Source organism: Staphylococcus sp. FSL K6-0223, from assembly GCF_038008285.1.
On record NZ_JBBOYX010000003.1, the window covers coordinates 409,157 to 422,120 of the forward strand.

13 protein-coding genes are annotated in these 12,964 nt (G+C 31.5%); 5 read left to right on the plus strand and 8 right to left on the minus strand.

The annotated features are described in order from the left end of the window. Window positions 1-101: 101 nt before the first annotated feature. Both MHI13_RS19345 and MHI13_RS19350 read left to right on the plus strand, forming a co-directional pair. Entirely contained in the window at window positions 102-578 is a 477-nt protein-coding gene (locus tag MHI13_RS19345; RefSeq protein ID WP_047796625.1) for a thioesterase family protein, read from the plus strand. A 2-nt stretch (window positions 579-580) separates the two neighbouring features. Continuing rightward, entirely contained in the window at window positions 581-973 is a 393-nt protein-coding gene (locus tag MHI13_RS19350) for a hypothetical protein (protein WP_002432953.1), read from the plus strand. A 51-nt stretch (window positions 974-1,024) separates the two neighbouring features. Here MHI13_RS19350 and MHI13_RS19355 read toward each other — a convergent pair whose 3' ends face one another. Then, window positions 1,025-1,924, minus strand: a complete 900-nt coding sequence (locus tag MHI13_RS19355; RefSeq protein WP_002432792.1) for an alpha/beta hydrolase fold domain-containing protein — start codon at window positions 1,922-1,924, stop codon at window positions 1,025-1,027. A 217-nt stretch (window positions 1,925-2,141) separates the two neighbouring features. Here MHI13_RS19355 and MHI13_RS19360 point away from each other — a divergent pair, with 217 nt between their 5' ends. Next, window positions 2,142-2,780 carry a hypothetical protein gene (locus MHI13_RS19360; RefSeq protein ID WP_002432807.1) on the plus strand — a complete coding sequence of 213 codons (639 nt, stop codon included), beginning with the start codon at window positions 2,142-2,144 and terminating at the stop codon, window positions 2,778-2,780. Between the two features lie 295 nt (window positions 2,781-3,075). On the opposite strand, the gene MHI13_RS19365 is transcribed toward MHI13_RS19360, so the two are convergent. Continuing rightward, window positions 3,076-5,127 (minus strand): DHA2 family efflux MFS transporter permease subunit, encoded by a 2,052-nt coding sequence (locus tag MHI13_RS19365; protein ID WP_002432550.1) that lies wholly within the window; start codon window positions 5,125-5,127, stop codon window positions 3,076-3,078. Between the two features lie 12 nt (window positions 5,128-5,139). Beyond that, window positions 5,140-5,787, minus strand: a complete 648-nt coding sequence (locus MHI13_RS19370) for an HlyD family secretion protein (protein WP_002432737.1) — start codon at window positions 5,785-5,787, stop codon at window positions 5,140-5,142. 131 nt (window positions 5,788-5,918) lie between these two features. Between MHI13_RS19370 and MHI13_RS19375 the strand changes: the two genes are divergently transcribed. Beyond that, on the plus strand, window positions 5,919-6,470 hold the full coding sequence (locus tag MHI13_RS19375; RefSeq protein WP_002432804.1) for a TetR/AcrR family transcriptional regulator: 552 nt from the start codon (window positions 5,919-5,921) through the stop codon (window positions 6,468-6,470). Between the two features lie 90 nt (window positions 6,471-6,560). On the opposite strand, the gene MHI13_RS19380 is transcribed toward MHI13_RS19375, so the two are convergent. The 3 genes from MHI13_RS19380 to MHI13_RS19390 form a co-directional block, all read right to left on the minus strand. Continuing rightward, on the minus strand, window positions 6,561-7,763 hold the full coding sequence (locus tag MHI13_RS19380; RefSeq protein WP_002432658.1) for a multidrug effflux MFS transporter: 1,203 nt from the start codon (window positions 7,761-7,763) through the stop codon (window positions 6,561-6,563). 119 nt (window positions 7,764-7,882) lie between these two features. Further along, window positions 7,883-9,280, minus strand: a complete 1,398-nt coding sequence (locus MHI13_RS19385; RefSeq protein WP_002432636.1) for a zinc ribbon domain-containing protein — start codon at window positions 9,278-9,280, stop codon at window positions 7,883-7,885. A gap of 280 nt (window positions 9,281-9,560) precedes the next feature. Continuing rightward, window positions 9,561-10,016 carry a MarR family winged helix-turn-helix transcriptional regulator gene (locus MHI13_RS19390; RefSeq protein WP_002453883.1) on the minus strand — a complete coding sequence of 152 codons (456 nt, stop codon included), beginning with the start codon at window positions 10,014-10,016 and terminating at the stop codon, window positions 9,561-9,563. A 185-nt stretch (window positions 10,017-10,201) separates the two neighbouring features. Here MHI13_RS19390 and MHI13_RS19395 point away from each other — a divergent pair, with 185 nt between their 5' ends. Then, a complete protein-coding gene (locus tag MHI13_RS19395) occupies window positions 10,202-11,164 on the plus strand; it encodes a YdcF family protein (protein WP_002432936.1) in 963 nt (320 codons plus the stop codon). Window positions 11,165-11,229: 65 nt separating this feature from the next. On the opposite strand, the gene MHI13_RS19400 is transcribed toward MHI13_RS19395, so the two are convergent. Together MHI13_RS19400 and MHI13_RS19405 are read right to left on the minus strand one after the other, a co-directional pair. Continuing rightward, on the minus strand, window positions 11,230-11,892 hold the full coding sequence (locus MHI13_RS19400) for an ABC transporter ATP-binding protein (protein ID WP_002432508.1): 663 nt from the start codon (window positions 11,890-11,892) through the stop codon (window positions 11,230-11,232). Further along, window positions 11,892-12,947, minus strand: coding sequence for an ABC transporter permease (locus tag MHI13_RS19405; protein WP_002432666.1), 1,056 nt, complete (start codon window positions 12,945-12,947; stop codon window positions 11,892-11,894). The genes MHI13_RS19400 and MHI13_RS19405 overlap by 1 nt, the downstream gene beginning before the upstream one ends. Between the last annotated feature and the right edge of the window lie 17 nt (window positions 12,948-12,964).

A 12,964-nucleotide genomic window follows, 5' to 3' on the forward strand; every position in this document is an offset into this window, starting at 1 on the left:
TCCCCCTCCAATTATCTCAGTTACATTCTATCATGAAATCAATCACGTGTATGTGTTAATTTAATTTAGTAAGATAGAGTTATATTCAAGGGGGATAAGAGATGTCTAAAACATTTACTGTAACACGAAAAGTAACTGAAGATTTGATTGATAATAATAACCATATGCATGATGCATATTATAATGTAATTTTTAGCGATGTAATTAATGAGTTTAATTATAGTCATGGGCTATCTCTTAAAGAAAGAGAAGAAAGTCAATATACAGTATTTACAATAGAAGCACATACTACATATTTAGCAGAACTGTCTCTTGATCAGTCATTCACTGTAGAATTATACCTTTACGACTATGATTATAAACGTACGCACTTATTTTTAAGAATGTTGCATGAAGATGGAACTATAGCTGCTACAAATGAAGTAATGATGATGGGTATCGACAAGAATCAACGGCGCTCTGCACCATTTCCTGAGAAATATATGGAATTTATAGAAGCTTATGATTTAGAACAGGAAAAAATTGAGTGGCCTAAACAACTAGGACATCGCATTGGTATACCTAAGAAAGGAGAATAGTTATGCCTACTAGGAAACGTATAAAAAACGAGCTTATAGATTTGAAAGATGACGTTAAATTTGAGTTGAGTGAGTTAAACAATCAGAAAGAATTAGTCATTAATGGGCCTGCATCTCAACTTTTTAAACGAGCAATTCATATGAGTTATTTACAAGGACAAAAGTTTGCGATTGATGAAATATTTACGCTTATTGATGAGAACCAAATCGATGAAGAATTTCTTATTCAATATAATAATTTTGAAAAATATGTTCAAGATCAAAACTTAGAAAAGAAATTTACTTTTAGTAATTTTACTGACATACCACGTCAATTTGATGATTTTATGGCATCTTTTTACTATTTAAAGGGACAAAATTTTATTGTCACACATATTAATTCGATAATAGAATAACACTAAAGAACAAGGACTTTGGTAGTTTGATTTAACCAAAGTCCTTGTTCTTTATTTCCGAATAGCCTTCGTAATTTGTTTGATTACTTTATGTGATTGTCTTATTGGATATAATGGAAAATCATGCACCATTTTTGGATATTCATTAAACTCAACAAATTGTCCATAGCCTTCTAGTAAACGTGCGAGCTCTTTCATATCAGGATTTTGTATTTCTTTACCTCCTCCATACATGTATACAGGAGGTAATCCTCTTAGCTCACCATAGAGTGGTGAAACACGTTTATCCGTTAATGGTAGACCATTAGACCATACTTTCATAAGTTCATTCACACCAAATCGACTTACTAATATATCTTCGTCTTCTAAGTCTTCGGTAATCATTTTATTTGATAGTGTCGCATCTAAAAGTGGTGAAATTAAGAATAGTTTACTTGGAACAGGTTCATTTTCCTCAATTAAGGATTGTACAAATCGCATAGCTAATCCGCCACCTGAACCGTCTCCCATGATGACGATATGATCAACACCAACTTCAGCTACTAATTCATCATAAACTTCCTTAATCGCGTTGTATGTATCTTCTAGGTGAAATTCCGGCGCCTTAGGATAGATAGGTAGCACAACTTCATGTAATGTATTTAATGCTAATTTATCTAACAATCTCCAGTGGAATGGTGAGGGTTGCAATGTATTGTATCCCCCATGTAAATACAGAATTTTATTATTAGACTCATGTCTGAAATTAAATCTGAATACTTGCATATCTCCTAAAGATAATTTATCAAGATTAGCTTTTACATTTAATGATGAGGGTTGTTTATGTTTTTTACTATTTTCGTCTCTTCTTTTTTCTAAAAATTGCTCTACCTCATCGTCATTTTCGAAAAATATTGATCTGTTATGAAGTATATATTTATTGACTACTCTATTCATTAAACGATTTTTCATAGCTTGCTAGACCTACCTCTTTTCAAATTTTAAATTTATAAAACAATTTGTTTAAAGTGCTATATTCATTTTTCTAAAAAAGATATAATATTATATGAGTTAGATGAATCTTAAACCACTTTATGTGTGCGCGTATATGTCTTGAATAAAGCCAATTATAACAAACATAAAGTGAAAATGATAAATATAGGACAGCAAAATTAAAGGAGGCATCTTAGTGTCTGAACCTAATCAAAATCCAAGTAACTTCAATGCTCAATTTCATGAGCAAGAAATACACCGAGGCAAAAGATATGGGAAGAAAAAGCGTTCATGGGTTAGTATTATCATCCATCTGATCATACTCATTTTAACTGCTATAACAGGTTATAGTATGTTGAAACAACCTATTTTTAACCTTGCTTTTGCAAATAAAACTATTAATTTCCATGAAATTCAAAACTTCCAAGATACTCTAACTAAAATTGGTAATTTAAATATTAATTTAGGTAATATGGATGATCTACAAAAATCTATAGATAACCTCATAATGGTGTTTAATGTATTCTTTATTCTTTGTTTAGTTAGTATGTTTATTACTGTAATTACAATTATTCTTAATAGAACTTTATTGAAGATTTTCAATTTATTTATTTTAGCAGCTATGTTACTGATTACTTTGTATTTTAGCTATATTATTCATACAATTGCGCAAAAAATTTCTGAATCACTCAAACAATATTATCTAACTGTTTCTCCAGACCAAGTAATTAATGAAGCTGATGCAATACATAATGCACTTATTTTACTTGCTTGTAGTATTGCACTCTTATTCATTAGTTTATTCTTCCGTAATCGACTAGCACGTATAAGATAATGCAAAAGGCCAATCCATAACTTTTAATCAAGTTAAGGATTGGCCTTTTATTCGTATTAATAATTTAATCCGTTCGCCTGCGCTCTCGCGCATGCATAAGAGCCACTAACAATCTTCCGACTCTTTCCTTACGTTCGCCTGCGCTCTCGCGCATGCATAAGAGCCACTAACAATCTTCCGATTGTTTCCTTACGTTCGCCTGCGCTCTCGCGCATGCATAAGAGCCACTAACAATCTTCCGATTGTAAGTGGCTCTAAGTGTCCCCACAACACATTTTTATCTCTTAATTAGTTTTTACTCTTGGTGAGCTGTTTTATCTTCTGCGTTAGCTTTTTTAGCTGACGCTTCTGCTTTTTTCTTACTTTGTAAGAATAAGCTTAAGATTAATGCGATAGCACTAATAACAGTAGCAATGATAAATGCATCATTAACACCTTCAACAGATGCAAGTTTATTAACATATTGTAATAACACTTTTAATGCACCTGATTCGCCACCATATTGTTGTGCTAATTCACGCATATGATCTTGGATAACAGGATTGGTTTTATCTAATTCATCCCCGAATGCTGCAACATGATTGGTTTGTTGAGTCGTCATTACTGTTACCAATATAGCTGTACCGATAGAACCTGCTAATTGTCTCATTGTATTAACAAATGCGTTACCATGTGAGATCAATCTTGCAGGTAAAGCATTCATACCTGCTGTCATAATAGGCATCATAATAAATGCCATACCGAATGAACGCAATACATATATGCCCATAATATGAAGATATGGCGTTTCTAAGTTCAATTTACTTAATTCCCATGTAGCATAAGTCATAATACCGATACCAAAGATTGCTAATGGTTTAATACCTATAGTATCTAATAGCTTACCAGCTATAGGACCTAAAGCACCCATGACTAAGGCACCCGGAAGCATGAGTAAGCCTGAGTCTAATGCTGAGAAGCCACGTAAATCTTGTAAATATAAAGGAAGTAAAATCATACCGCCATATAAACTCATCATTACAATCATATTGATAACTGTTGTAAGTGTATATGTTGGATATTTTAATACTTCAAGATTTAACATTGGAGCCTTCATTCTTAACTCTCTAATTACAAATAGAACAATGAAGATAATACCAATAACAAACATTGTTACAATTTCAGTAGAACCCCAGCCTTTATTACCAGCTTCAGAGAAACCGTATAATAAAGCACCGAAACCTATTGTACTATAGATAATTCCTGGTATATCGGCTTTAGGATTTGTGGTACGTTGGTAAAGTTTAAACCAAAACATACCTACAATAATTGCAACTAAACCGATAAAGAACATACCATAGAACATGACGTTCCAATGATAGTTTTGAACGATATAACCTGATAGTGTTGGACCAATGGCTGGCGCTAAGATCATAGCTATTCCCATTGTACCCATTGCGACACCACGTTTTTCAGGTGGGAAAATCGTTACAATAACGTTAGAACCTAATGGCATTAAGATACCTGCACCAATGGCTTGTAACACACGTCCTCCCATCATAATTGGGAAGTTAAACGAAATCGCACAGACAAGTGAACCAATCGTAAAGAGCGCTAAGCCCACAATAAATAATTTTCTATACGAATATTTGTTAAATAAGAAAGCACTAATTGGAATTAAAATACCATTGACTAACATGAAACCTGTCATCAACCATTGTCCAGTTGATGCAGAAATATTAAATTCAGTATTAATTTTAGGCAATGCCACATTTAATAATGTTTGGTTTAAAATCGCAATAAACATACCAAATAACATTGCAGCTAAAATCTTACCTCTTGAAATACCTTTACCAAAAATGAAGTTAGATTCTTGGTTTTTAATCTTCTCATTAACTCTACCTTCTACAGAATTAGGGTTAATAGGATTTAAAACTTCATCTGATTCTTCATTTGATTCTGTAGAATGATTATTTTGATTATCGTGTTTCTCTACGTTTTCTTCTTCATGTTGATCTGAACGACGTAAAGAACCAGGATAGTCATCATATCTACTTTCTGAATGTGTTGCATTAGAAGATCTTTGATCTCCCTCTTTAGTAGATTCGAAGTGATGTTTTCTTTTATCATCTTCGATATTATCAGAATGATTTCTGACACGACTTGAAGCATTGTTAGACTCAGATTGTTTATCTAGATCACTTGCTTTAAATTTAGATTGATAACTTTGATTCTTAGAATCCTTAGTCGAACGTTGTTCCGCTTTTTGACCTTTTGCTTTTTTCCTAGATTTAGAAAGAAAAACATTAATAAGACCAATAAGTATGAGCGCTATAACAATATAAATAATAATGAAGGTCGCTGTCATAAAATGACCCCCTTAATTTTTATGGATTTTAACTTCAGCGTTCATACCTGGAACAACATTTTTAGATGGTTCAGAATCTAGAGAAATTTTAACTGGAACTACTTGAGACACTTTAGTGTAGTTGCCGTCACTGTTTGATGAAGGCATTAATGAGAAACTAGCTGCAGTTGCTTCACCAACTTGTTCAACTTTACCTTTGATAGAAGCTTTTTGACCGTCGATATCAACGTCTACATCGTTTCCTTTTTCTACATCAGAAATGTCTTTTTCATCTACGTTAGCAGTAATGTATAAATCATCTAAATTGTATGCATAAGCGATTGGGTTACCAGCTTGAGCCATAGACCCTTCCATACCATCAGTTTTTACGATAGTACCTTTTTGAGGCATTTTGATGCTCATATCTTTAGATTGACCACCTTCACCTTGAGCTGAAACTTCAGCTACTTTATCACCTTTATCAAGTTTATCTCCTTGTTTAATATCAAGAGATTTAATTTGTCCTGAAGCTGGACTTGAGATTTTAATTTGATCTCCGTCTACTTTTGCGTTGTCAGTAGTTACGTAGCTAGTCGCATTGTTCCAGAACCAGAAAGCTAGAACACCTATAACTACTAAGACAATGATAGTAATGACATTCACTAATACCATTTTCTTCATGAATATATCCTCCTATTTGCTTTTAAAATTCACTTTATCTATTATAGAGATGTGAATCTAAAAATAACACCAACAATTTTTATAATTGTGTTGGATAAAAACTTATATAAAAAAATTAATCAGGTGAAACAATGAAGCAACGCGCTAAATATAAAATCATTCAAAGTCTTATTAAATTACTTGAAGAATATCCATTTGAGGACATTACTATCAAAATGATTTGTGCATATAGTAACGTAAATCGCTCAACTTTTTATGATCATTTTCAAGATAAATATCATTTATTAGAACGTATACAAAATTATCATCTCAATAAATATAAAGCTTTACTTAATTCTTTTTATCATGACTTTCATAGCATTAAGCAAGATCAAAAGAAAATGTATAAATTCTTTTTACTTGTTGCAAGTTATATCAAACGTAGGGAAGCCTTTTATAAAGCAACATTAATTACTCATCCTAATAAAGATATTGCTTTGGATTATATTAATGAAACTAGAGATTGTTATGAAAAGGTGATGAATAGATATGAAACCTCAATTCAGAATAAACACATGTTTGTTGTTTATTCTGTAGGAGGCCAAGCCGGTATTATTATCGATTGGTTACGACGTGGTTGTGTAGAGTCTCCAAAAGTCATAGCAGAAGTCTTACTCGCAAATACTATTAAACTGCAAAGGTAAACATTTAAAGCTAAACTGAAGATGAAAAAAGTCTACTTCGAAGTTAATTTTAACTCTGAAGTAGACTTAGATTAAATCATCTTAAACGGTTTAGCTTTTTTTAAATACGCGTCTATTTAAAAGTTGTAATATAATCAGAATTACAGCTGTTATAGCAATAATAATAATGTAGGGTGTTGGATCATTTTCCCCTTTAATACCTACGAGCGGAGACATCAGTCCACCTAACAATGTTTGAAATAGTCCAAGAAGACTTGAAGAACTCCCCTTTCCACTTTTACTTTCATCCATTGCAATAGAGAAACCAAGTGTTGCTACACCTGTTACAGGTGCTACAAGTATTACAAAGCCAAACGCTAATAACCAGAAATTCCAATGATTGATTAATGTCATACTTACTATGATGACACCTAAAATTTGGATTACAGTCATCATTCTAAGTACAGATTGTCTATCAAAGTAATCTACTAACTTACCGGTCAGTTGACTTGAAATAATTAAAGTAATACCTATGGATGCAAACATGATACTAAACTGTAAAGGCGAAAATCCATATATTTTTTGAACAATAAATGGTGAGGCTGAAATGTAAGTAAATAATAAAACAAATGACACACCTTGTATCAACATAGGTAATACAAATCTTGGTGTAGCAAATAAATCTTTAAAGTTCTTAAACATTGTGCCAAGGTTGCTATTAACACGGTGTTCATTTTCAAGGGATTCTGGAACTTTGAAGAGTGTTCCTATGAACATAAGTAAACCGAAAATGGTCAATATAATAAAGACCATTCTCCAACCAGTAAAACTTAGTATCAATCCCCCAAGTGCTGGTGCGATAACTGGTGCAACACCGTTAACTAACATTAGAAGTGATAAGAATTTGGTTAAATCATTTCCTGAGTATTTATCACTTGCCACTGCTCTGGATATGACTGCACCTGCCCCACCAGTTAGACCTTGTATAAGACGTAATATAATCATCACCCAAATATTCGTAACAAAAATGATTCCTAAACTTGCCAGCGTGAAAATAACCATCGCAATAAGAAGAGGCTTTTTACGACCTTTAGAATCGGAAATAGGTCCAGCAAACAAGTTACCGAATGCTAATCCCACCATGAAAAATGAAATTGTTAATTGAGCATTTGATGCTGTTGTATGAAAATCATTCTTAATGTTAGGTAGACCTGGTAAGAACATGTCAATTGACAATGGACCTATAGCAGTAAGTGCACCTAAAATGATGATAAATAATAGGGAATTGCGATGTTTGGGTTGTGATTGCTCCAAAGTGAAGCCTCCTTTATACATTTAAAAGGAAATCAAGCTTTTTTCTTAAGCTTTTCCTGATAATTAATTATATTACTAAATAGCTATAATAAAAGCCAAATGCATTTTGCATTTGGCTTTTATTCATCACCTTTTGTGAGTTGCATATTACTATTATCAGAGTCAATTTCTAGTTCATAGTCTTTGTTAACAAAGTTACCTGAGTTATCAATTTGTTGAATCGTGGTTTTAATTTTATCTCCGCTTCTACTCGCACTTAATACTTGTGGTGATAGCATTGAAACAGTTGTATGATTTGCAAAGTTATTTTTCATTTGTTTATAAATAGAAGAATTCTTTTTAAAATAACTTGATATAAAATCAAAATTATTCATGTTAAAAGCTGAATTAATCGCCATTGAGTAACCACTGAAGAACTCCGTTAATTTATTTTTGAGACTATTCTCTTCTTTTTCTTTTTTCTCAACATAACTATTGATTTTATCACTTTCAAAATTTAATGTCACAGTCGTATTATTTTTTAAATCATCAGCACTAATTGTTTTGGTTTCTGAACTAAATTTTCTACCTTTTGCTTTACCTGTGGCAGATATAGTAATATCTTTCGTTTTCGGATACGGACCATACTCTTTAGAATTTGAGTATGACATTTCACGATCATTAATTTTTACTTTTTCTGAACTATCACTTAATTTACTTGCACCTTTTAATTTGATATTTAAATAGGTTTGATCAAAATCTTCCGAAGCTTCTACTGTCTCAGAACTACTTTCTCTAAAATCAAAATTTAAATAGCCATTGAATGTGCCATTCTTAGTAATCTTTTTAGCAGGCATGTGATAAGTACCCGGTATGAAATCACCTAATGGTGTATTCTTATGTGCATCTGCAATGACAGTTTTGCGTTTACCACCTGTTTTAAATTCATATTTTGTTTCTTCTTTAGGTTTAATAATTGGTTGTTTCGTGGGTGCAGTAAAGCTCATATTATCAAAGAACAAATATCTCGTACCATTTTTACTAATTCTCAGAACGTCTTGACCACTTCTCGTTTGGATATACGATGCGACACTTGAATTATTTTTATTCAATTTGTCCACTGTCTCTCGAATATTACTAATAAAACTTTTCATACCTACTTCGTTTTTAATATATTTAATATATTCTTTCGCCTCATCTGGATCTACTTTATTATCTTTAGTACTTAATAAAGTTGCTACTTTTTGCGTATCATTATTATCTACTGCATTAACAAGAATCTTAGCTTGTGCATCTGGAGAATTAAAGTTCTTTAATAGGAAAAATAAAACCACAATAAGTATTAAAATAAAAAAGACGATTCCTAGTGGAACAATTCTACGTAATTTGAGGTTCGTAGCGTTATTATTTTGCGATTGAGATGATTGCTGTTTAGTTTTATTTTTTCTTTTCTTATTTCTTGATAATGATTGCCCACAATTTGGACAGCTTTCATTATCACCACTAACTGTATGTCCACAGTTTGGGCATTGATTCATTATATCACCTCTTATTCCCACACTACATTCACTTAATTTTTATATTATATAATTATTTTATCAACCTGGTTTATTTTACAGATTTTGATTTGAAATTACAATTTCTAATATATGTAGTTTTCATTTTATTTTAATTAAAAAGCATTTACGCACTTATTCGAATTATATTAATAAAACAGCTTAAGTTAAATACATAATTAGTCCTAAATACTTAAAATAATTTACACTTTTCATTATATTCCTATCAATGATTCAGTGTATAGTCCAATTCTCAGAATATTTATAATTTAGAATTAAACGATTTGATACGATGATCAATGACCTCTAAAACATGTCTAACTTTTTCTATTTCCTCTGTTGAGAAATCACTTGTCATATCATTAGCAATATTACTTATGATTGCTTTTCTTTTTACAATATATTCTTTGCCTTTTTCTGATAAAATTACAATTTTTAAGCGTTGGTCAGTATTGGCATTTGTTTTTTCGAGTTTAACTAAGTCAGCATCTAATAATTTTTTAACTCTTCTACTTACTGCTGCTTTATTGACGCCTTGTTTTTCAGTAATTTGACTCACTGTTAATGATTCATTACTTAACATATTCAACACATTAGATTGCTCTATAGAAATGCCATATTCAATTTGTAAATCTTTAAGTAGCTTTGCAGTTAATGTATTTACGTCATTTATGAATTTTTCCAAAAAAATGATATGATCTTCTATTCGTCTTACCATGTAGAATCTCCTAATTTATTTTATCTATTTATATAAAAAAATTATTTTTCATACTTTTAAATAATAGCAAGAATACTATCAAATTGAAACCTCTAATGAGCTCACGTATTTTATAGCTAAAAGATTGCTAATTATGAATAGCTAGTCTACATTATATATACAATAAATGTAGAGGTAATCCATTCATGATATCAATTATACTAACAATCATTGCTTTTATCCTTATTGCATCTTTGTATGTCAATCAACCACTCACTCTTAATTTAAGATTTTATATTTCTACTATTATTATCGGATTTATCATTACAATTTATCATTTAATTCATTTAACTATTCCGTATGATTTAACAAGCTTAATGTTGATTGCTTCATTATTCATTCTCATTAAACATCGACATTTATTTAACTTTAAACGTGGACGTCTATTTTTGAAACACATGTTTATTTACCTTTATCGCATCATGTTATTCCTATCAGCATGTATATATATTAGTACGGTAGACATCCCAATTATTAATGGATTGGCCTTATGGTTCGCTACCATCGCTTATAGTACTATATTCGCTTTTATTTGTTATATTTCTTGGTCATCAGCTTATGGTAGTCATTTATTTTCTAAAAATGTAGACCTAATTATGGTACTAGGAGCAGGTATTTTTACAGAGGAAGTCACTCCTATGCTTGCTGAACGGTTAAATTGTGCAATCAAAGTTTATGAATCTCAAAAGCATTCTCCATATATGTTAGTAAGTGGTGGGCAAGGTCCCGATGAACCCATTACTGAGGCGCTAGCAATGAAACGCTATCTCATCGCGAAGGGTGTGCCGGAGAAACGTATTCTAATGGAAGAACAATCTACTAATACGTATACCAATTTTCAATATTCAAAGCCAATCATAGAAAAACATTTTGGAAGACGAGCACAATTCTTATGTGTTACAAGCCAATTCCATATTTTAAGATCATTGCGTCTTGCTAATAAAGTAGGTTTAGAATTCTATGGTCTCGGGAGCCATACACCCTATCATTTTTTCAGTATAGCGCTTATCAAAGATTTTTTAGGATTAATGTATCAATATAAAGTAATTCTAACTATTTATTTTGCGATTATCTTTTGGGTAAGTCTTATACGCATGATCATCGTCTAAGAAATGAATAAGCGAGATAACGAAAACTACTATTCAAGTAGACTAACGTTACCTCGCTCTTTTTATTAGTTGATTATTTTACCGTCATAAAGTTCTATAACACGGTCTGCATATTTAAATAAACTTTCATCATGTGTAATCATTATACCAATCATACGTTTGTCACTAATCTGTTCTTTAATCATTGCTACGACATGTCTAGCTCTCTCTGCATCTAAACTTGCGGTAGGTTCGTCAGCTAGTATGATTTTAGGATGATTCATAAATGCTCTCATAATCGCTACACGTTGTTTTTCTCCACCTGATAACATATAGGGATAGCTTTTCACCCTATGTGTTAAACCAATCTCATCAAGTAGTTCATTAGCCCGTAACTTTGCTTCTCTTTTAGACATTCCCGCTTCTTTACCAACAGTGATCAGTTGTTCTTCTACAGTGAGGTACGGGATGAGATGTGACGCTTGAAATATAAAGCCGATGTCGTTGAGCCTCATTTTAGTATTGTTGTTGTTATTAAATAAAGGGCTTTCTTCATAGATGAGTTTACCAGATGTAGGTGATAATAAACCGCCTAGTATCGTTAATAATGTAGTTTTACCGGAACCAGAAGCACCATTTAAGATAACGAATTCTCCATCCTGAACTTCAAAATTGATTCCTTTTAAAACTTGCGTTTCAGATTCATTTTCTCCAAAAGTTTTAACAATATTATCTACCATTAATGTCATTATTCATTTCCCCCTATCGCTTCTATCGGATCAATTTTTAAAAGTTTAATGAACGAGAGTGACGCGCCAATTAAACCAACGAATAAAAATATTATTAATACAACTAACATGTTGCTCACTTCTAAATGAAATGGCATTGTAACCGGTAAAATTTGATTTATTAATATAATTAAAGCTTCAGATATAATTACACCAATCAGAGTAATTACTGAAATTTGAACGATTAATGAAATAAGTAAATGTGGTGTGGAAATGCCTATAGCTTTAAGTATTCCTATCTCGGAAATTTTCTGTATCGTCATTACATAAAAGAATGCGCTTAATACTATTGCTGTGATAATAAATAAACTATAAATCATCATTTTTAATGGACTTTGCTCAGCTTTGTAGCTAGCAATATGATTCGTTAATTCTTGTGCTTTTACATGTTGCACACCTTTAATTGTATTGATTTCATGCTTCTGTTTACTAGATAAATGACTCAATGAATAAAATGAAGCCACACCATTATTTTTATTTTGAAATACGTTTTGATTCATAAGAATCACATTACTATGCGAATACATAGCATCTTTAAGAATTCCTACGACTTTATATGGCTTACCTTCTTTTGTGAACTTCACTTTATCTCCTTTTTTAATCCCTTTTGCGATAAGTTTTTCATTCACTACAATTTCATTTTTATGATTTGGGTATGTTCCAGATTTTAGATTAAATTTATTTTCGGTCGTATAGTTTAATGCAACGACATTTGCTTCATTACCTTTTACATTTAAAGTTTTTGACATCATTTTTATTGGTTGCTCGTTAACGATTTTGTTTATTTTAAATTGTTGTTTAGAGTTTAATGAAGATTTTTCTAGTTGTGGTTCCTTCATTTTCTGAATAATAAATTGGTTCCCTTTGAGGTGATCAAATAGAGAAATGTTTTCCCTGGCTAGTCCTTGAGCCAACCCACTGATAAATAAAACCATCGTAGACATTAAAAATACGATAAGCATTATAAGTATAAATCTGAATTTATAAAATTTAATTTCTTTCCATGCTAAATTCATTTATAGTCACTCCTTTA